Genomic DNA, 19,528 nt, shown 5'->3' on the forward strand with positions numbered 1-19,528 from the left:
GACGATGAAATTCAAGTTCAAACCGCTGGCCGGGCTCATGCTCGCCGCGACCCTCGCGGGGGCGCCGCTGGGCGCGACTGCGTTCGCCCAGGAGCCCGCGCCCGCGCCGGCCGCTGCCGCCGCCACCGCCGCGCCCGCCGAGGCTGCGCCGGCTCCGGCCGCCGCGCCCGCCGCCGCTGAAGCCCCCGCGCCCGCCATCGTCGACAAGAACGACAAGGGCGACAACGCATGGATGCTCACCTCCTCGCTGCTCGTCCTGCTGATGATCCTGCCAGGTCTGGCGCTGTTCTACGGCGGCCTGGTCCGCTCCAAGAACATGCTGTCGGTTATGATGCAGGTCTCGACCGTCGCCCTGATCGGCTTCGTCGCCTGGGTGCTGTGGGGCTATAGCTTCGCGTTCACCGACGGCGGCAGCTGGGACAGCTTCGTCGGCGGCCTTGGTCGTCTGTTCCTCAAGGACGTGACGCCGGCCTCCAACGTCGCGACGTTCTCGACCGGCGTGGTGATCCCCGAGTTCACCTTCATCTCGTTCCAGGCGACCTTCGCGGCCATCACCGCCGCCCTCGTGGTCGGTTCGCTGGTCGAGCGCATGAAGTTCGCCGCCATCGTCGCCTTCGCCGTCCTGTGGCCGCTGCTGTCGTACTATCCGATGGCGCACATGGTCTGGTGGTGGCCGGGTCCTGACGCGATCGCCCTGGCCCCGACCGCTCCGGTCAAGTCGGGCCTGATCTGGAGCTTCGGCGCTCTGGACTTCGCCGGCGGCACCGTCGTCCACATCAATGCGGGTATCGCTGCTCTGGTCGGCGCCCTGATCCTCGGCAAGCGCCAAGGCTACGGCAAGGAGCCGATGCCCCCGCACTCGCTGACCCTGACCCTGGTCGGCGCTGGCCTGCTGTGGGTGGGCTGGTTCGGCTTCAACGCCGGCTCGAACCTGGAATCGAACGGCTACGCCTCGCTGGCCATGATCAACACCTTCGTCGCCACCGCGGCCGCCGGCCTGTCGTGGATCCTCGTCGAGTGGGTCACCCGCAAGAAGCCGTCGGCCCTGGGCCTGGCTTCGGGCATCGTCGCCGGCCTCGTCGCCATCACCCCGGCCGCCGGCTTCTCCGGTCCGATGGGCGCGGTGATCCTGGGTCTGGTCGTCTCGCCGATCTGCATCTTCTTCTGCTCGGTGGTGAAGAACGCCCTGAAGTACGACGACAGCCTGGACGCTTTCGGCATCCACGGCATCGGCGGCATCGTCGGCGCCATCGGCACCGGCCTGGTGGTCAACCCCGCCTGGGGCGGCGCCGGCATCGTCGACTATACGAGCTGCGCCAAGGACGGCGACATCTCGACCTGTGACAACGCCGTCTACAGCCTGGGCACCCAAGTGATCGCTCAACTGAAGGGTGTGGGCGTCACCATCGTCTGGTCGCTGGTCGCCTCGCTGATCGTCTTCTTCCTGATCAAGCTGGTCATCGGTCTGAAGGCTGCGCCGGAAGCCGAAGAAGAAGGCCTGGATATCTCGGAACACGGCGAACGCGCCTACCACAGCTAAGGCTGGCGTAGGTTCCAAGTCGAAGGGCGCGGAGAGCAATCTCCGCGCCCTTTCTCTTTGGGCGGTGATCGGCCAAGCTCCGCGCCTTCCGCCTGGAGACCGTCGTGGACGCTCAACTGTTCCTGCTCTGCGTCCTGACCTTCGTGATCCACCTGATCGGGGCCCTGGCCTACGCCGTGCGCATCGCCGGCGTCCGCACGCGGCGGATCGCCATGTCGTTCGCCCTGTTCAACGTGCTGGTGCTGTTGTCGCGCGCCTCGAACGCCTTCCAGGGGCCGTTCCTGTCCAAGCGGATCGAGACCGAACTGCTGGCGGGCACAGGCCAGAACCTGCTGGCCGACTTCCAGTGGCTGATGGCCAGCGCCAGCCTGGCGGCCCTGGTCGGGGCGCTGATGATCCCGACCGCCCAGCGGCTGTTCACCCGCGCCGTCGCCCACTTCCAGGTCCACCGCTCGGTGCCCAAGCTGCTCATGCACGCCTTCGCCAAGGGCGGGCTGTCCTATGTCCGCGACGCGGTCGCCCTGCCCTCGCCCGGTCACCTCAAGGGCCTGAAGCAGAAGATCGACGTGCCGATCCGGGTGATCGTGCTGAACGTCCTGGCCCAGGCCCTGCTGACGGTCGGCGTCTTCGCCTCCCTCTATGCCGGCTATCTGGACCCGCAATTCCGGGTCACGGCCGTCAGCCTGTCGTCGGTGATCAACGGCGTCGCCACCATCCTGCTGTTCGTGCTGATCGATCCGGCCCTGTCGATCATGACCGACGACGTGATGGACGGCCGAGTGAGCGAGCCGGCCTTCCGCCGCGCGGTCGTGTGGTTTGCCGGCAGCCGGGTGGCCGGCACGGTCTTGGCCCAGCTGCTGCTGGTCCCGGCCGCGACCGGCGTCGTGATGCTGGCGCGGATTATCTAGATCCGTCGGGCCGTGACGATCGGCACCACGGGATCCAGCATCTGGCCCTGCATGACCGGATTGGTCGCCACGCCCGGCGTGGGCAGGTTCAGGATCTTGCGGACGATCTCCATGCCCTTGATCACCTGACCAAAGGCCGCGAAGCCCAGGTTGTCGCCCGAGGCGGCCGGATTGGCGTCCAGATACGGCGCCTCACCCACGCAGATGAAGAAGTCGCTGTCGCCGCTGCCCGGGTCGCGGCGGGCCAGCGACAGCGTGCCGTCGACATGGCGCAGGCCGGTCTGGGTGGTCGGCTCGTGGGCCACGGGCTTGAGGACCTTTTTCGGGTCGCCGGCCAGGCCGCCCTCGATCAGGCCGTAGTCGACCGAGCTGGGCGCCTTGGCCGCGCGCCAGAAGCTGGAGCCGTCATAGAGCTTGCCGTCGACATACTGCAGGAAATTGGCGGCGGTCAGCGGGGCCTGCTTGACCTTCAGAGCGATGATGATGGCCCCGAGGCTGGTCTCCAGGCTGACCAGCACGTCGCCCGGCCCCGGCACGATCGGCGTCGCTGGCAGGCTCAGGACCTGGGCGGAGGCCGGCGCGGCGGCGAGGCTTCCGATCGCGGCGAGAACGTCACGGCGCTTCATTCGTAGCTCCTCAGCTCAGGCGGCAGCGCCGCACCCACCAGTCGGGTCGCATCGTTTCCAGGCGCTCGGCCAGCCCCTCGGCCTCGATGTCGCTGGCGCAGAGGGCAAAGCACGTCGCCCCCGAGCCGGACATGCGGACCAGCAGACTTTCGTGCTCCTCGCGCAGCACGTCCAGCACCTCGCCGATGCGGGGCTCCAGCGCCACGGCCGGCGCCTCCAGGTCGTTGCGGGTGGCCACGGCCAGCCAGGCGGCGGCCTCCTCGGCGCTTTCCAGGTCTGCCGGCAGGAACGGCCGCTCCGCGCCATCGGGATGCACGGCGGCGTCATAGGCGCGATAGACGGCGCCGGTCGGCGACGGGACGCCCGGATTGACCAGCACCGCGTTCAGCTCGGGCAGCCTCGGCGCCGGCGACAGGATCTCCCCTCGCCCCTCGGCCATCAGCGCCACGGCCCGCAGGCAGGCCGCGCCGTCCGCGCCCAGGCTGGCGGCCAGCGGCTCCAGATCATCGTCGGTGAAATGCGGGGCCAGGGCGTCGCGCAGCAGCTTCAGGGCCGCGCCCGCGTCGCTGGAACCGCCGCCCAGGCCGGCCGCGATCGGCAGGCGCTTCTCCAGGATCAGGCGATACGGCGGGATCGGCCCGCCCAGCCTGGCGTGGAAGGCCCGCGCCGCGCGGACCACCAGGTTGTCGCCATCGGCCGGGATCGCGCCGCCGAAGGGCCCCGAGGTCTCGAAGGCCGGCGCGTCGCTGGGCTGGATCATCACATCGTCGCCGACGTCGGCGAAGACCATCAGGCTGGAGATCGGGTGATAGCCCTCGGCGTCCGGCCCGCCCACGTGCAGGAACAGATTGACCTTGGCCGGGGCGAAGGCGGCCAAAGAGGACGTGGGCAGCCGCATGATCTCTCAGACTCGATGGAGAAGGACCACCGCCCGATAGCCTAGTTGTGGGCGACCGTCGACTTGCTGGCCGGCCCTGTGGGACCCAGGCCGTTCTTCAGCTTGGCCTCGGAGTCGGCCTTCTGCTTGTCGTCGGGCTCCAGGCTTAGCACGCGCTGCCACTGGAACTGGGCCTCGGTCTTGCGCCCGACCCTCCAGTAGGCGTCGCCCAGGTGCCCATTCACGTCCGGATCGCCCGGCTCCATCTCGACGGCCGCTTCCAGCTTCTCGACGGACATCTTGTAGTCGCCCAGGCGGTAATAGGCCCAGCCCAGGCTGTCGAGCATGGCGCCCGACTGCGGACGCGCCGCGACCGCCTTCTGGACCATGCCCAGGGCCTCGGCCAGGTTCTCGTTGCGGTCGATCCAGCTGTAGCCGAGGAAGTTCAGCAGCTCCGGCTCGTCCGGATTGGCCTTCAGCGCCGCCTTCAGGTCGCGCTCGGCCTCGGGCCAGCGCTTGGCCTGCTCCAGAGCCACGGCGCGCAGGTACAGCAGGCGCCAGTCGGGCGTGGCGGTCTCGCGGGCGATGATCGGGTCCAGCACGGCCACCGACTCGTTCCATTGGCCGCCGGCGCGCAGCAGGTCGGCCAGGGCGACACTGGCGTCCCGATCGTTCGGGGCGGCCACCGAGGCGGCCTTGGCCACGTCCAGCGCCTTGGCCTTGTCGCCGATGTCGTTCCAGGCCCAGGCGGTCTTGCTCTGGGCCGAGGCGTAGTGCGGCGAGCCCGGCAGCACGTGGGCATAGGCTTCGATCGCGCCCTTGGGGTCCTCGCCCTGGTTCAGCAGGTCACCGACCAGCACCCAGGCCTCGTCGCGGGCGGGGTCCAGGCGCAGGGCCAGGCGCAGATAGGCCAGGGCGAACTGGGTCTGGCGCTCGCCGGCGAAGGTGGCGGCGCAGGCCACCAGACCCTCGGCCGCGCCCTGACGGATGGTCGGCAGCGCCGGCGGTGCGCCCTTGGCGGCGGCGCGAGCGCGAGCGCGCAGCAGGCCCGTGTCGCTCGGCGCGGAACGCAAAGCATTGTCGTACACGGCCACGGCGTCGGCGTGACGCTTGCGGCGCTCCAGGAACGCCCCGTAGTCGAGGGTGAAGATGCTGGCCGTGGCGGCGTTGGCGACCAAGGCCTTGTAGTCGGTCTCGGCCTCGTCATAGCGCTTGGCGCGCTCGAACAGGCGGGCCTGGCCCTGCTGGCCGAAATACTGGACCAGTTTGTCACTGCGCAGGGTCGGCTGGACGATCGCGCCCTCGTTGTCGCCGGCCGCGGCGGCGGCCCACGGCGCCAGCAGCGCGGCGGCCTGCTGGTGCGGGAAGCCCGGAGACTCCGTCTTCAGCAGGATCTGGGCGTCCTTGCCCTTGCCGATGGCCAGGGATTCGACGACGCGGGTCAGCACGCCCAGGCGCTTGACCGCCTCGGTGGCGTCCGCCTCGGTCGGGGCGATGGCGGCGGCGCGGGTGATCTCGCCGGCCAGCAGCAGCGCCGTGAACGAACGCTCGCCCAGCACGCCCGGATCATCGCCCAGCACCGCGGCCGTGCCGAAATAGGTGGCGGCTTCCTTGGACTTGCCGTCGCGCAGCGCCGCCTGGCCCGCCAGGAACTGGCCGTACGAAGAGCGGGTGTCGAACAGCGGCGAGCCGGCGCTGACGGGCCCACGCATCGTGATCGAGCTGGGCGCGGTCGAACAGGCGGTCAGGACCGAGACGGAAACACAGGCGAGAAGGACTTGGATACGCGTCATTCGCCTACCCTCGGCGCTTTCGATGCGCCTCGCAAGAAAAAGCCTCCCAGCGGGACTGGGAGGCTTTTGCCGTCACATGTTCGGATAGTTGGGTCCGCCGCCGCCTTCCGGCGTGGTCCAGACGATGTTCTGCGACGGGTCCTTGATGTCGCAGGTTTTGCAGTGGACGCAGTTCTGGGCGTTGATCTGGAAGCGCGGATCCTGGCCCTGCTCGTTGTACAGAACCTCGTAGACGCCGGCCGGGCAGTAGAGACGCGCGGGCTCGCCATACTTGGGCAGGTTGACCGAGATCGGGATCGACGGGTCCTTCAGCTTCAGGTGCGCCGGCTGGTCTTCCTCGTGGTTGGTGGCCGACAGGAACACCGAGCTCAGCTTGTCGAAGCTGATCACGCCGTCGGGCTTGGGGTAGACGATCGGCTCGAAGTCCTTGGCCAGGCCGGTCGAGGCCGCGTCGGTCTTCTCATGCTTCATCGTGCCGAAGAACGAGAAGCCGCCGAACAGGTGCGTGCACCACATGTCGAACATGCTGACCGCGCCGCCCAGGGCGGTGCCGAACTTGCCCAGCATCGGCTTGGCGTTGCGGACGACCTTCAGCTCCTTGGCCACCCACGACTTGTCATAAGCGGTCTGGTAGGCGGTCAGCTCGTCGCTGGTCCGGCCGGCCTGCACGGCGTCATAGGCGGCCTCGGCGGCCAGCATGCCGGTCTTCACCGCGTTGTGGCTGCCCTTGATGCGCGGCACGTTGACGAAGCCGGCCGAGCAGCCGATCAGCACGCCGCCCGGGAAGGTCAGCTTCGGCACGGACTGATAGCCGCCCTCGGTGATGGCCCGCGCGCCGTAGGCGATGCGCTTGCCGCCTTCCAGGTACGGACGCACGCCCGGATGCTGCTTGAAGCGCTGGAACTCGTCGAACGGCGAGATCCACGGGTTCTTGTAGTTCAGGTGCACCACGTAGCCGATGGACACGTAGTTGTCCCCGAAGTGGTACATGAAGCTGCCGCCGCCGGTGCTGTTGTCCAGCGGCCAGCCGGTGGTGTGCTCGGCCAGGCCCGGCTGGTGCTGCTCGGGCGGGACCTGCCACAGCTCCTTGATGCCGATGCCGTATTTCTGCGGCGACTTGCCGGCCGACAGGTCGAACTTCTCGATCAGCTGCTTGGCCAACGAGCCGCGCACGCCCTCGGCGATGAAGACATACTTGCCGTGCAGCTCCATGCCCGGCTGGAAGTCGGGCTTGTGGTGGCCGTCCTTGGCGATGCCGACGACGCCGACGACGACGCCCTTCACCGAGCCGTCCTCGTTCCAGACCAGGTCCGAAGCGGCGAAGCCCGGATAGATCTCGACGCCCAGCTCCTCGGCCTTGCCGGCCAGCCAGCGGGTCAGGTTGCCCAGCGAGGCGATGTAGCAGCCGTGGTTGTGCATGAACGGCGGCATGGCGAACATCGGCAGGGCCAGCTCGCCCTGCGGACCCATCAGCTTGAAGCGGTCCTTGGTGACCGGGGTCTCCAGCGGCGCGCCCAGTTCTTTCCAGTCGGGGAACAGCTCGGCCAGGCCCTTGGGATCGATCACCGCGCCCGACAGGATGTGGGCGCCGACTTCCGAGCCCTTCTCCAGCAGCGCCACCGAGATCTCGGTCCCGGCCTTGGCGGCCAGTTGCTTCAGACGGATCGCCGCCGAGAGGCCCGCGGGACCGCCGCCGACGATGACGACGTCATATTCCATCGACTCGCGTTCGAGGTCTTCGCTCATAGGGTCTCCCGATCAGGCTCGGCCGCCTGTCTTATGACTGTTTGAATCACAGCTTATCCAAACGTGACGCAGTGGCGGTCAAGCACCTGATCGCTATTTTTTGCTGCGACGCAGCGTGGAGACCGGCGTTAATCCGCGCTAAGACCGTCTCATGAGCCTTGCCGCCGATCAACGCGCTGTCGAAAGCCTGCTGGCCTTCTGGGCCGATGCTGGCGTCGAGGCCCTGTACGCGGACGCCCCCATCGATCGTCTGGCCGAGGGCGCGGCGATGCTGCGCGCCAAGAGCCAGCCGCCGCCTCCGGTCGCCATCGCGCGCCCGGTCGCGGTGCGTGGTCCCGATGTCGGCTCGGCGGTCGCCATGGCCCGCGCCGCCGCGGCCGCCTGCAATGACCTGGAAAGCCTGGCCGCCGCCATCGCCGCCTTCGACGGCTGCCCGCTGAAGACCCAAGGCGCCAAGCAGGCCGTGTTCTCGCGCGGCGCCCCTGACGCCCCGCTAATGATCATCGGCGAAGGCCCCGGCGCGGATGAAGACGCCCAAGGCGCGCCGTTCGTCGGCCGCGCCGGCAAGCTGCTGGACCGCATGCTGAAGGCCGCCGGCCTGGAAGACCGCGTCTTCATCACCAACACCGTCTTCTGGCGCCCGCCGGGCAACCGCACGCCCACGCCGCAGGAGCAGGCGACCTGCGCCCCCTTCGTCGAACGCGCCATCGCCCTGGTGAAACCCAAGATGCTGATGCTGGCCGGCGGGGCCTCGGCCAAGTCGGTCCTGAAGCGCGAGGAAGGCATTCTTTCCATGCGCGGCCGCTGGTTCGAATGGGTCTCGGACGACAAGTCGATCGAGCTTCCGGCCATGCCGACTCTGCACCCCGCCTTCCTGCTGCGCACCCCCGCGCAGAAGAAGAAGGCCTGGCAGGACCTTCTGACGCTGACCGAGCGGCTTGATCGCCCGGAGCGTCCGCACTAAAATAACGCCAATTGGTGGGAATGGGGGACGCGCGCCTGCGGGGGAGCGCGGATCACTTTTGAAGCTTTGGGCTCGCCCTCTGGCCGTTTTTGCGGCCCTTCTGTTGTGCGCGACCGCATCGGTTTCGCGCGCAGGCGCCCTCGACCCTCTGACTCCGGAAGACGTCCGCGCCTATCGCGCCGCCTTCGCCGCCACCGATCGCGGCGACTTCGACGCGGCCGAGGCCGCCCTGGCCAACGCTCGCGACCGCAGCCTGGTCGGCCGTCTGTCCTTCGCCAAGGTCATGCACCCCAGCCGCTATTCGGCCAGCTATGACGACCTGACGGGCTGGCTGAAGCGCTACGCCGACGAGGCCGGCGCCGACCGGGTCTATGCCCTGGCCGTCAAGCGCAAGCCGGCCGGCAAGCGCGTGGCCGCCACGCCGATCCCCGAACTGTTCATCGGCGACGAGACCGCCCCGCCGCCCGCCGATAAGGGCCGCGCCTCCCGCGAGGCCTACTATTCCGGCGACGTCCAGAAGGCTCTGAGCCTGGCCGTGGCCGGCGGCGAGACCTGGATCGCGGGCCTGTCGGCCTATCGCCTTGGCGACTACCGCGCCGCCCAGGACTATTTCGAGCAGGTCGCCCACGACCAGAACGAGGACGAGTGGCTGCGCGCCGCTGGCGCCTTCTGGGCCGCCCGCACGGCCAGCCAGGCCGGCCACGGCCGCGACGCACAGCGCCTGCTCAGCGAGGCCGCCCGCTCGCCGAACACCTTCTACGGCATGATCGCCCTTCGCCAGCTGGCCCTGGCCGGCGTCGCGGTGACCGAAGAGAGCTTCGACCCGATCGCCAGCCTGCTGACCCGCGCCAGCTATACCGGCCCGGACACCGCGTCTCTGGACCGCCTGGTCAGCATCGACCCGCGCGCCCGCCGCGCCACCGCCCTGGCCCAGGTCGGTCGCTGGCGCGAAGCCGGCATGGAGCTGCGCGCCGGGCTCTCCTTGGCCGAGACGCCGGAACTTCGCGACGACTGGACCGCCCTGGCCCTGTCGCTGAACGCCAACGCCCCGCTGAACGCCGGCCGCCCGGTGCGCCGGGTCGGCGGCGAGGACTATCCCCTGCCCCCGCTGGATCCGGTGGGCGGCTTCACCATCGACAAGGCCATGGTCTACGCCCTGGTGCGTCAGGAAAGCCGCTTTGACCCCATGGCCGTCTCGGCCGCCGGGGCCATGGGCCTGATGCAGGTGCGCCCGTCCTCGGCCGCCGACGTGGTCGGCGACGACAAGCTGCTGGCCGACAACAGCCCGCTGTTCGATCCGGCCTACAACCTGCGCGCCGGCCAGGACTACTTCACCTGGTTGATGGACCGGGGCGTGAAGAGCCCAGACCTCCTGCGCGCCGTGGCGGCCTATAACGGCGGCCCGGCCACGCTGAACCGCACGGCCGCCCAGCTGGGCGCCGACTGCGACACCCTGCTGCTGATCGAGAGCCTGCCGTTCAAGGAAACCCGCAACTACGTCGAGAAGGTGATGGCCAGCTATTGGACCTATCGCCGGCTGATGGGCGCGGAGAACAAGACCTTGGACGCCGTGGCGAGCGGCGCGCGGACGGTGGACTTCCGGCTGGACCCGCAGGTGGCGGCGCCGACGAGCATTGATCAGCTGATGAACCAGCTGGCGTCGGCTCAGCCGTAACGGCGCAGGTTCAACCCTAAACCCGCTCATCCCCGCGAAAGCGGGGACCCAAGCTGAGTCCGGGGATCAGTCCTCGGCAGCGCCACAACCTGGCAGTCCGCTTGGCTCCCCGCTTTCGCGGGGATGAGCGGAATGGGGAAGGTCTAGTAGTCCAACCGTTTGGCCTTCAGAGCCCGCGCGATAGCCTTCTCGTCACCACCGCTCGCGGGCCAGTCCAGCCGGCGCACCAAGACACCATGCAGGCGCGGCGACAGCTTGCTCAGCATCCCGCCCGGAACCGTCAGGACCGCCGGAACCCCCGCCCCGCCCGCCAGGTGCTTCTCGATCGGTTCACGCCAGCCTTCGCGCAGCGCAGGGGCCGAGCGCAGGGTCAGGATCCAGTCGCCCCGCGCCACGGCCGCGCCAGCGGCCAGGCGGTCGCCGGAGGTCGTCACCAGGCTGGCGCCGCTGTCCTCGGCCAAGGCGTCGACGCCCGGCTCGCCGTCAGCGACCAGGATCACTTCCTTGACCAACCCATCCACGGCGGCGGGCACCAGCATGGACATCTGGGCGGCCAGGCCCGGCAGGTCTTCGGAAGCGACGAGAACGACGGAGATCATGGCCTTGCTTGGGCTGGCGGGACGGTTGAGGTCAAGAGCGCCCCCTCCGTCACGGCGCGTATTCGCGCCGCGCGATGTCGCTCGTCGCGAACGTGGGCAACCGACGGTCGGTCCCCAGCGATTAGACCCACGCCTGACAAATCGAAGGCTTATCCAAGCTACGACGCTCTAAACGGCGGAGCCTATCGGCAAGCTGAAAGGACGCCTAGACCACCGGTATCGGACCTTTGAACTTCGGCGTGCTTCGTACGTGCAATACGGATCTGGCATTTACGGTGGTGGCCGAGACTACAGCCCAGCCGTCATATTTGTATACATGAGCACTACCAGGGGCCTTGGTCTTCTTGGGATGAGCTGCAGCGACGAAAACCTGCCAGTCGAGCTGCGAAAGACTGAACTGCTCCGGCTGGACATTGTGTCCTTGGGCGACCGAAAGTGCATTATCCATCTTGGTAAAAGGCAAAGCATTGCTCCATGCAACTTATGGTGCAACCGTGCACGCGCACTTCCTAATAGGACGTCAAACAGCGCTTTCGCCGCGCATACGCTGCGAAAAGGAGGGCGCTTAGCTCCTACCCGAACAAATCCATCTGCCCGCTGCCACCCAAACGCGGCGGCGTGAACTGGCTCGCATCGAGCGGCTCCCAGGGTTGGTCCAGCCCGAACTTCTTCACCGCCAGGTGAAACCGCTGGCGCAGCACTTCGGCCACGGGACCGTCGCCGATCATCCGCTCGCCCCAGGTCGACTTGTAAGCTTCGCCATGGCGGATCTGCCTCACCAGCGACATCACCCGCCGCGCGCGGTCGGGGTGGTCGGTCTCGAGCCACTCCTCGAACAGCTGGGCGATCTCGCGCGGCAGGCGCAGGGCGACATAGCCCGCGCCACGCGCCCCGGCCTTGGCGGCGGCCTCCAGCACGCCTTCGACCTCGTGGTCGTTGAGGCCCGGAATGGCCGGGGCGAACATCACCGTCACCGGCACGCCGGCCTCGGTCAGCCGCCGCACCGCCTCGATCCGCTTGCCGGGCGTGGCCGCGCGCGGCTCCATGCTGCGCGCCAAAGCGCGGTCCAGGGTGGTGATCGAGATCGCCACTCGCGCCAGCTTGCGCTCCGCCAGCCGGCTGTAGATGTCCAGATCGCGCAGGACCAAGGCCGACTTGGTGATGATCGTGAACGGGTGGCTGTAGCGCTCCAGCACCTCGATCACCTGCCGGGTCACCCTCAGCTGCTTCTCGTCGGGCTGGTAAGGATCGGTGTCGCCGCCGATGTGGATGGTCGCCGGCTTGTAGCTGGCCTTGGCCAGCTCCTTTTCCAGCAGCTCGCCCGCATGCGGCTTGAAGAAGATCTTGCTCTCGAAATCCAGGCCCGGGGACAGGCCCAGATAGGCGTGGGCCGGCCGGGCGTAGCAGTAGATGCAGCCGTGGCTGCAGCCGCGATAGGGGTTGATCGAGCGGTCGAAACCAACATCCGGGCTCTGGTTGCGGGCGATGATCGTCCGCGACTTCATCGCCTGCAGCTCGGTCTTCAGCTGCTTGGGTTCTTCCTCTTCGCCCCAGCCGTCGTCGAACGACTCGCGCTGGTTCGCCTCGAAACGCCCGGTTCGATTGGACTTGGCGCCCCGCCCCCGTGGAGCCGGCGCCGATTTCACTGCCTCGGCCATGAGGCGATTATGCGCGCCATCGAGAACAAAACAAGAACTTCATTTCAGCACACGGCGCTGCGCCAATCCGTCGCAGCTTGTTCACCACCCGGCTCAACCTTTGGAAAGCTCCTTTCGACGATCCTGAACACCTGACTGCGCAAAGGTTTGCGTGGCCAAGTTGGAAGCGTCGAATGTCCGAACACGACCGCCTCGCCGCGCTCGTCTCCTACCGGGTGCTGGATACCGCGCCCGAGCCGGTCTTCGACGATATCACGCGCCTAGCCTGCCAGCTGTTCGACGCTCCGATCGCCCTCGTCTCCTTGGTCGACCGGGAACGCCAGTGGTTCAAGTCGCGGCAAGGCCTGGAAGCCTGCTCGACGTCGCGGGACCTGGCGTTCTGCGCCCACGCGATCAAACTTCCCCCTGGCGAGATCATGGTGGTGGAGAACGCCACGCAGGATCAGCGCTTCGCCGACAATCCGCTGGTCACCGGCGATCCCAACATCCGCTTCTACGCCGGCGCCGTCCTGACCGACGCCGAGGGCTACAACCTCGGCACGCTGTGCGTCATCGACTCCAAACCGCGCCCCGCCTTGGCGGACGGTGAAAAGGCCCAGCTGCGGGTCCTGGCCAAGGCCGTCGTCGCCGAACTGGAGAAGACCCGCTACGAGCGCCGCCTGCAGGAGGAAAGCCGACTGCTGCAGATGACCGAGACCATCTCGGGCGTGGGGCACTGGCGCGCCAACCTGCTGACCGGCGTGATCCACTGGTCCGACGAGGTCTACAAGATCTACGGCCTGACGCCCGAGACCTTCACCCCGACCAACGACAACTGGCTGGACCTCTATCACCCCGACGACCGCGTCGCCGCCCGCGCCGCCTTCGGCCGGGTCGTGAAGGGCGAGCCGCTGGTCGAGCACCAGCTGCGCCTGATGCGCGCCGACGGCGAGATCCGCCAGGGCCTGGGCCGCGCCACCTGCGAATATGACGAGACCGGCAAGGTCGTGGCCGTCTTCGGCGTGCTGGAGGACGTCACCGCCCGCAACGCCGCCTTCGAGGCTCTGCGCCGCAGCGAAAACCAGCTGCGCGCCAGCGAGGCTCACGCCCGCAAGGTCGTGGCCAACGCCTACCAGGCCATCGTCACCATCGACGAGGCCGGCCAGGTCACCGGCTGGAACCGCTTCGCCGAGCAGACCTTCGGCTGGACGGCCGAGGAAGCGATCGGCAAGCGCCTCAGCGACTTCATCATTCCGCAGGAGCACCGCAACGCCCACAACAAGGGCATGGCCCGCTTCCTGCGCACCGGCCAAAGCGCCGTCATCGACCAGCGGATTGAGGTGCCGGCCCAGCGCAAGTCGGGCGAGATCTTCCCGATCGAGCTGGCGATCAGCGGCGCCGAGGGCGCGGACGGCTGGTCTTTCACGGCCCTGATGCACGACATCTCCGAGCGCAAGGCGCAGATGGAGATCTTCGAGACCTCGTTCGACTACGCCGCCGTCGGCATGGCCCTGGTGACGCTGGAAGGCGGCTTCCACAAGATCAACGACGCCTTCTGTGGCATCGTCGGCTATTCGGCCGAAGAGCTTCTGGTCACCGACTTCCAGACCATCACCCACCCCGACGACCTGGAGAAGGACCTGTCCCTGCTCCAGCAGTTGCTGGCAGGCGAGATCTCCACCTACGGCATGGACAAGCGCTACCTGCACAAGGACGGGCGTCTGGTCTGGGTGCACCTGTCGGTGTCGCTGGTGCGCGAGCCGGACGGCGCGCCCAAGCACTTCATCGCCCAGGTCCAGGACCAGACCGCCCGCATCGAGGCCCAGGACGCCCTGGAGCGCCAGACCCTGAGCCTGGCGGCGATGGCCGAGCAGCTGGCCGTGGCCAAGGACGTCGCCGAGGACGCCGCCCGCGCCAAGGCCGAGTTCCTGGCCACCATGAGCCACGAGCTGCGCACGCCACTCAACAGCGTGATCGGCTTCGCCCGCCTGCTGACCGACAGCCGCGAGCTGATCCCGACCGACCGCCGCAACGCTGAGCGGGTGCGCTCGGCCGGCGAGAGCCTGAACGTCCTGATCAACGACATCCTCGACTATTCCAAGTTGGACGCCGGGGCCGTGGCCCTGGAGACCAAGCCCTTCAGCCTGGACGACCTGGTCGCCGACACCCTGGCCATGATCGAGCCCCAGGCCGCCGAGCATGGCGTGGCCCTGCGCCGCTCGGGCCGCACCGCCGGCTGGGTCGAGGGCGACGCCTTCCGCCTGCGCCAGGTGCTGCTGAACCTGCTGTCCAACGCGGTGAAGTTCACCAAGGACGCCTCGGTCAGCGTCGACGTCACCCCGCTGGACGCCCCCGCCGGCCGCAAGCGCCTGCGCGTCGCGGTGATCGACGAAGGGGTCGGCATCGCGCCCGACGCCCTGGGCCGCCTGTTCACCCGCTATTCCCAGGCCGACGACTCGATCTCTCGCAAGTTCGGCGGCACGGGCCTGGGCCTGGCCATCTCGCGCGAGCTGGTCGAACTGATGGGCGGCGTGATCGGCGTCCAGAGCACCCTGGGCGAAGGCTCGACCTTCTGGTTCGAGATCGACCTGGCCGTCGCCGCGCCGATCGTCTCGGTCGGCGCGACCAAGAGCCTGCGTCGCTTCGAGGGCCGCCGCGTGTTGCTGGTCGACGACACCGAGCTGAACCGCGAACTGTTCAAGGCCCTGCTGGAGCGGCGCGGCTGCGTGGTCGAGTTGGCCGCCGACGGTTCGGAGGCTGTCGCCGCCCTGGAAGGCGCCCGCTACGACCTCGTCCTGATGGACGTGCATATGCCGGTGATGGACGGCCGCGCAGCGACGCGCGAGATCCGCCGCCGGGGCCTGACCGACGCCCCGATCCTGGCCCTGACGGCCGGCGGCACGCCCGACCAGATCGCCGCGTGCAAGGCGGCCGGCATGACCGACTATCTGCTGAAGCCCCTGTCGGAACAGCAGCTGGAAGAGGCCCTGGCCGAGCACCTGCTGGGCGAAGATGCGCCCGCCCCCTCACCGGCCGACGAGATCGACGACGAGCGCCAGGCCCGCGACGCCCTGGAGGCCCTGATGGGCGCCGAGGCCAGCCTGAAGATGGCGCGCCTCCTGCGCGGCCAGCTGGGCGCGGTCCTGCGCGACCCAAATTCGCGAACGCTGGTTGAAGAGGCCCACACCACCGCCGGCTCGGCGGGACTGCTGGGCTTCATGCGGCTGTCGGGCGCGGCCCGGGTGCTGGAGGACTGTCTGCGCGCCGGCGAGCCCTCGGCCAACGCCTTCGCCGCCGCTCGCTCCGCGGCTGACGCCGCTGAACGCGTGCTGGCGGCCTGGATCGCCCGCCTGGAAGGCTCCCTTCCGCGCGAGGTCGCCGCCTGATGTCCAACCGGATCCTCATCGTCGACGACGACCCGATGATCAGGCACTTCGTCGACCTGGTCCTGACGCAGCAGGGCTACAAGGCGGTCACCGCCGCCGCATCGGACACGGCCATGCAGCTGCTGGGCCGCGAGAGCTTCGCCGTGGTGCTGCTGGACATAAATATGCCCGGCATGACCGGCCTGGACGTCTTGCGCCTGATGCGCGCAAGGCCCGGTCGGCCCAAGATCCTGATGATGACCGCCCATCGTGATCCGGCCACCATCATGGCGGCCCTGGAGCAAGGCGCCGACGGCTATCTGGCCAAGCCGTTCAAGCCGCAGGATCTGATCAAGCGCATCGAGACCGTGCTGCGCGGCCCGGCTCCGGCCAAGACGCCCGAGGCCAAGGCCCCGGACGAACTGATCCTGGACTAGACGGAGCCTACTTCTCGGCGGCGGCCTTCATGTTGGCCAGGCCGGTCTCGAAGTCCTTGCCGATCATCTGATCCATGTTGAAGACCAACCCCATCAGCTTGGCGATGTAGGGGTTCTTGCCCGACATCGACCAGGTGACCTTCGTGCCCGCGCCCATGCCAGCCCCTTGGGGCTCGAACGTGAAGCGGCCCACATTGTCGGCCTTGAACGGCTTGATGAAGTGCAGGTCGAAGACGACCTCGCGCGCCGGCGTGACCTTGGTGATCTCCATCCCGCCCGTGCCGACCTTGTCGTTGCCGACCCAGGCATAGGTCGCCCCGACGCCGCTGGCCGGGCCGCCATAGGTGCGCTTCATGCCCGGATCGATCTTCTCCCACGGCGACCAGGCGCCCCATTGGTGGAAGTCCGAGACCATGGCCTCCAGCTCTTCCGGCGGCGCGTTGATTTCAGCGGTCCGCGTGACGACGAACGCACCCGGCCGCGTGGCCGCGAACACCAGCACCGCCACGATGGCGACGACGATCACGATCAGAATGGTCTTCAGCATCCGTCTTCTCCCCTAGCCCTTTGTCATGCTTGAGCTTGTGAACTGACCGCCTCTCGCGGCCTCGAAGCAAGGACGCGCGAGATGTCCGCCATCCGACACTAGGACGAGGGGTTTTCCGCCTCGGCGGTCACACGGTCCAGGTACTGGCGGATATTGGCCGCCTCGGCGGCGGTGTTGGCCAGGGAAATCGCGCGGTCGAACGCCTGGCGGGCCTCCGCGTTGCGGCCGGCCTGCAGCAGGAATGCGCCCCGCGCCCCGTGGAAGTGGAAATAGCCCTCAAGTCGCGCACCCAGCGGCTCGATCATGTCGAGCGCAGCTTCAGGCCCGCGCACCTTGGCCGTGGCCACCGCGCGGTTCAGGGTGATCACCGGCGAGGGTTGCATGATCTCCAGGGTGGCGTACAGCGCGTCGATGCCGGCCCAGTCGGTCTCCGCCGCCGTCGCGGCGCGGGCGTGCAAGGCGGCGATGGCGGACTGGACCTGGTAGGGCCCCGGATCGCGCTTCAGCATCGCCTTGTCGATCAGGGCCAGCCCCTCCCCGATCATCTTGCGATTCCAGAGGCTTCGGTCCTGACCCTCAAGCAGAATCGCCTGGCCGTCGGCGGCAAACCGCGCCTCCGAGCGCGCGTGCTGGAGCAGCAGCAACGCCGTCAGCCCCATCATCTCCGGCTCGGCCGGGAACAGGCGCAGCAGCAGGCGCGCCAGGCGGATGGCCTCGTCGCACAGGCCGCCCTTGGCCTCGACCGCCTTGCCGCTGGCCGAATAGCCTTCGTTGAAGACCAGGTAGATCATCGCCGCCACCGCCGCGAAGCGCTCGGCGCGCTCGACTGGCCCCGGGGCCTCGAACGATGCATCGCCGGCCCCGATGCGAGCCTTGGCGCGGGTGATCCGCTGCTCCATGGCCGCCTCGCTCACCACGAAGGCGCGGGCGATCTCGCGGACGGAAAGACCAGAGACGATGCGCAGGGCCAGGGCGATCTGCTGGGTAGCCGGCAGGTCGGGATGGCAGCAGATGAACAGCAGCCGCAGGACGTCGTCGCGATAGTGCGAACCGTCCAGCCGCTCGGCCGCTTCGGCCTCGGCGTCGTCCAGATCGGACAGCAGTTCCTCGGGCGGCAGGACGGTGTTGCGGCTGGTCTTGCGGATCGAGTCGATGGCGGCGTTGCGGCCGACCATGATCAGCCAGGCGGTCGGATCGCGGGGCGGGCCGTTCTTGGGCCAACTTTTCAGGGCGCGCAGGCAGGCGTCCTGGAACGCCTCCTCCGCCGCATCCATGTCCCGGAAGTAGCGCAGCAACGCCGCCATGGCCTGGGGCCGGGCGGCGGTGATCGCCCCATCGATCCAGTCGAGGTCGGTCACGCCTCAGCCACCTCCGGAGTTGGGGCGGGGTTGAACAGCGCGATCGGGCGGATCTCGTAAGAGCCGCCCGGATTGGCCTTGCCGAGGTCCCGGGCGATGTCGAGTGCGCCTTCCAGCGAGTCGCAGTCGACGATGTAGAAGCCCAGCAGCTGCTCCTTGGTCTCGGCGAACGGACCGTCGAGCACTAGCGGCGGCTCGCGGTCCTTGCGCAGGGTCGTGGCGGCCGTGGTCGGCATCAGGCGGGCGACGGGACCCAGGCGGCCTTGCTTGGCCAGGTTCTCCTGGACGGCGATCAGCTTGCCCATGACCTCGTCTTCCTGGTCCTTGGACCAGGCGCAGATCACGTCTTCCTGGTTGTAGCAGAGTATGGCGTACAGCATGGGCGATCCTCGTTCCTCTCCCTAAGGACGACGGACTATGCCCACTTCCGACATCGGGCCGAGGATTTTTTAGAGACGCCTCAGGCGGCGGCGGACGGGCTCGTCGTAGAGCTTCAGCACCGCCCAGGCGAGGGCCAGGATCACGGGGATGGCGACGGCCGCGAAGCCCAGCGGATAACCCTCGCCGCCGACGGCCCGGAACAGCCGCAGCATCAGCTCCCAGCCCAGCCAGTGCAGGGCGTACAGCGGATACGAGATCGCACCCGAGACGCGGCAGAGCGCGCCCTGGAAACCTTCCGGGTCCTGCCGTCCGGCCAGCACCATCAGCGGGAAGACCGCGCAGACACAGACATAGTCGTAGAGCCAGTTCCAAGGCGTCCACGGCACGCACATCACCACCGTCAGCACCAGTCCCAGCGCCCAGGCCGGGACTGTCAGGCTCGTATAGGGCTGAATCCGGTAACACCCCCAGCCCAGCAGGAAGGCGAAGATCGTCCGCAGGAAGCTGAGCACGAAGGTGCCCCGGTCCCAGCCTGTCAGCACGCCGCCCATGCCATAGACGACATAGGTCATGATCGGCAGCAGCAGCACGATCATCAGCACGTGGCCCATGACGCCGAGGCGCCGCAGCGGGAACCAGGCCGCGCCGACGACCAGCTCGAAGAACAGCGACCAGGCCGGCGGGTTCAGCGGGAAGATCGGCTCGAAGCTATCGTAGTGGATCCAGACACGCGGAATCACCAGAAGGCCCAGGCCCAGCCACCCCGGCACCAGCTCGCGATGCTGGATGATCACCATCGCGCCGCCCAGCATGGTCAGGGCGATCAGCGGCCACAGCCGCACCAGCCGCTGGCGCATGAAGCCCAGCCAGCTGATCTCGCGGCGGCCATAGGCGTGGGCCAGCACGAAGCCCGACAGGCAGAAGAAGAAGTCGACGGCCAGATAGCCATGCGCGACCACCCAGGGCCGGCCGGTCCAGCTGCCGATGTGGTAGAGCATGACGCCGACCGCCGCGACGCCGCGCAGGCCGTCCAGCGTCTCGTATCGTCGTCCCGCTTCGTACGCTTGCAAACCGC

General features: G+C 68.4%; 16 protein-coding genes. 6 read left to right on the top strand and 10 right to left on the bottom strand.

Features of this window, described 5'->3' with window-relative positions:
• Positions 1-4: 4 nt before the first annotated feature.
• The gene (locus tag AC1RR5_RS16075) at positions 5-1,540 is read left to right on the top strand and encodes an ammonium transporter (RefSeq protein WP_492922849.1); all 1,536 of its coding nucleotides are present in this window, start codon (positions 5-7) and stop codon (positions 1,538-1,540) included.
• A 104-nt stretch (positions 1,541-1,644) separates the two neighbouring features.
• Positions 1,645-2,448, top strand: coding sequence for a lipid II flippase Amj family protein (locus AC1RR5_RS16080; protein ID WP_492922851.1), 804 nt, complete (start codon positions 1,645-1,647; stop codon positions 2,446-2,448).
• Here AC1RR5_RS16080 and AC1RR5_RS16085 read toward each other — a convergent pair.
• From AC1RR5_RS16085 to AC1RR5_RS16100, 4 genes are all read right to left on the bottom strand, one after another.
• Positions 2,445-3,074: a peptidylprolyl isomerase gene (locus tag AC1RR5_RS16085; protein ID WP_492922853.1), complete on the bottom strand. Its 630-nt coding sequence runs from the start codon at positions 3,072-3,074 to the stop codon at positions 2,445-2,447. The two genes, AC1RR5_RS16080 and AC1RR5_RS16085, sit on opposite strands and share 4 nt — an antisense overlap.
• A 10-nt stretch (positions 3,075-3,084) precedes the next feature.
• A complete protein-coding gene (locus AC1RR5_RS16090; protein WP_492922855.1) occupies positions 3,085-3,972 on the bottom strand; it encodes a 4-(cytidine 5'-diphospho)-2-C-methyl-D-erythritol kinase in 888 nt (295 codons plus the stop codon).
• A gap of 41 nt (positions 3,973-4,013) precedes the next feature.
• A complete protein-coding gene (locus AC1RR5_RS16095) occupies positions 4,014-5,744 on the bottom strand; it encodes a tetratricopeptide repeat protein (RefSeq protein WP_492922857.1) in 1,731 nt (576 codons plus the stop codon).
• 72 nt (positions 5,745-5,816) lie between these two features.
• On the bottom strand, positions 5,817-7,490 hold the full coding sequence (locus tag AC1RR5_RS16100; protein WP_492922859.1) for an electron transfer flavoprotein-ubiquinone oxidoreductase: 1,674 nt from the start codon (positions 7,488-7,490) through the stop codon (positions 5,817-5,819).
• 151 nt (positions 7,491-7,641) lie between these two features.
• On the opposite strand from AC1RR5_RS16100, the gene AC1RR5_RS16105 reads away from it, so the two are divergent.
• Both AC1RR5_RS16105 and AC1RR5_RS16110 read left to right on the top strand, forming a co-directional pair.
• Positions 7,642-8,454, top strand: a complete 813-nt coding sequence (locus AC1RR5_RS16105) for a uracil-DNA glycosylase (protein ID WP_492922861.1) — start codon at positions 7,642-7,644, stop codon at positions 8,452-8,454.
• Between the two features lie 10 nt (positions 8,455-8,464).
• Positions 8,465-10,129 (top strand): lytic transglycosylase domain-containing protein, encoded by a 1,665-nt coding sequence (locus AC1RR5_RS16110; RefSeq protein ID WP_492923385.1) that lies wholly within the window; start codon positions 8,465-8,467, stop codon positions 10,127-10,129.
• Positions 10,130-10,272: 143 nt separating this feature from the next.
• Here the strand turns inward: AC1RR5_RS16110 and AC1RR5_RS16115 are convergent, their stop codons facing one another.
• Both AC1RR5_RS16115 and AC1RR5_RS16120 read right to left on the bottom strand, forming a co-directional pair.
• On the bottom strand, positions 10,273-10,728 hold the full coding sequence (locus AC1RR5_RS16115) for a cell wall biosynthesis glycosyltransferase (protein WP_492922863.1): 456 nt from the start codon (positions 10,726-10,728) through the stop codon (positions 10,273-10,275).
• A 572-nt stretch (positions 10,729-11,300) separates the two neighbouring features.
• Entirely contained in the window at positions 11,301-12,386 is a 1,086-nt protein-coding gene (locus AC1RR5_RS16120) for a PA0069 family radical SAM protein (RefSeq protein ID WP_492922865.1), read from the bottom strand.
• A 173-nt stretch (positions 12,387-12,559) separates the two neighbouring features.
• Between AC1RR5_RS16120 and AC1RR5_RS16125 the strand changes: the two genes are divergently transcribed.
• Positions 12,560-15,751 carry a PAS domain S-box protein gene (locus AC1RR5_RS16125; RefSeq protein ID WP_492922866.1) on the top strand — a complete coding sequence of 1,064 codons (3,192 nt, stop codon included), beginning with the start codon at positions 12,560-12,562 and terminating at the stop codon, positions 15,749-15,751.
• A complete protein-coding gene (locus AC1RR5_RS16130; protein WP_492922868.1) occupies positions 15,751-16,167 on the top strand; it encodes a response regulator transcription factor in 417 nt (138 codons plus the stop codon). Before AC1RR5_RS16125 ends, AC1RR5_RS16130 begins: the two co-directional genes overlap by 1 nt.
• 7 nt (positions 16,168-16,174) lie before the next feature.
• On the opposite strand, the gene AC1RR5_RS16135 is transcribed toward AC1RR5_RS16130, so the two are convergent.
• The 4 genes from AC1RR5_RS16135 to AC1RR5_RS16150 all read right to left on the bottom strand — a co-directional run bounded on the left by AC1RR5_RS16135 (position 16,175) and on the right by AC1RR5_RS16150 (position 19,523).
• On the bottom strand, positions 16,175-16,714 hold the full coding sequence (locus tag AC1RR5_RS16135) for an SRPBCC family protein (protein WP_492922870.1): 540 nt from the start codon (positions 16,712-16,714) through the stop codon (positions 16,175-16,177).
• A gap of 98 nt (positions 16,715-16,812) precedes the next feature.
• A complete protein-coding gene (locus AC1RR5_RS16140) occupies positions 16,813-18,072 on the bottom strand; it encodes an RNA polymerase sigma factor (protein WP_492922872.1) in 1,260 nt (419 codons plus the stop codon).
• Complete coding sequence (locus AC1RR5_RS16145) at positions 18,069-18,452, bottom strand: YciI family protein (RefSeq protein ID WP_492922874.1); 384 nt, start codon at positions 18,450-18,452, stop codon at positions 18,069-18,071. Before AC1RR5_RS16145 ends, AC1RR5_RS16140 begins: the two co-directional genes overlap by 4 nt.
• A 69-nt stretch (positions 18,453-18,521) precedes the next feature.
• Entirely contained in the window at positions 18,522-19,523 is a 1,002-nt protein-coding gene (locus AC1RR5_RS16150) for an acyltransferase family protein (RefSeq protein ID WP_492922876.1), read from the bottom strand.
• Positions 19,524-19,528: the final 5 nt, after the last annotated feature.

It is taken from the genome of Caulobacter sp. GW821-FHT11E11 (genome assembly GCF_058808315.1).

Excerpts from the sequence above, each read along its gene's own strand:
- AC1RR5_RS16075 (WP_492922849.1), top strand. The coding sequence starts at position 5 with ATGAAATTCAAGTTCAAACCGCTGGCCGGGCTCATGCTCGCCGCGACC.
- AC1RR5_RS16085 (WP_492922853.1), bottom strand. The coding sequence starts at position 3,074 with ATGAAGCGCCGTGACGTTCTCGCCGCGATCGGAAGCCTCGCCGCCGCG.
- AC1RR5_RS16090 (WP_492922855.1), bottom strand. The coding sequence starts at position 3,972 with ATGCGGCTGCCCACGTCCTCTTTGGCCGCCTTCGCCCCGGCCAAGGTC.
- AC1RR5_RS16095 (WP_492922857.1), bottom strand. The coding sequence starts at position 5,744 with ATGACGCGTATCCAAGTCCTTCTCGCCTGTGTTTCCGTCTCGGTCCTG.
- AC1RR5_RS16100 (WP_492922859.1), bottom strand. The coding sequence starts at position 7,490 with ATGAGCGAAGACCTCGAACGCGAGTCGATGGAATATGACGTCGTCATC.
- AC1RR5_RS16105 (WP_492922861.1), top strand. The coding sequence starts at position 7,642 with ATGAGCCTTGCCGCCGATCAACGCGCTGTCGAAAGCCTGCTGGCCTTC.
- AC1RR5_RS16115 (WP_492922863.1), bottom strand. The coding sequence starts at position 10,728 with ATGATCTCCGTCGTTCTCGTCGCTTCCGAAGACCTGCCGGGCCTGGCC.
- AC1RR5_RS16120 (WP_492922865.1), bottom strand. The coding sequence starts at position 12,386 with ATGGCCGAGGCAGTGAAATCGGCGCCGGCTCCACGGGGGCGGGGCGCC.
- AC1RR5_RS16125 (WP_492922866.1), top strand. The coding sequence starts at position 12,560 with ATGTCCGAACACGACCGCCTCGCCGCGCTCGTCTCCTACCGGGTGCTG.
- AC1RR5_RS16130 (WP_492922868.1), top strand. The coding sequence starts at position 15,751 with ATGTCCAACCGGATCCTCATCGTCGACGACGACCCGATGATCAGGCAC.
- AC1RR5_RS16135 (WP_492922870.1), bottom strand. The coding sequence starts at position 16,714 with ATGCTGAAGACCATTCTGATCGTGATCGTCGTCGCCATCGTGGCGGTG.
- AC1RR5_RS16145 (WP_492922874.1), bottom strand. The coding sequence starts at position 18,452 with ATGCTGTACGCCATACTCTGCTACAACCAGGAAGACGTGATCTGCGCC.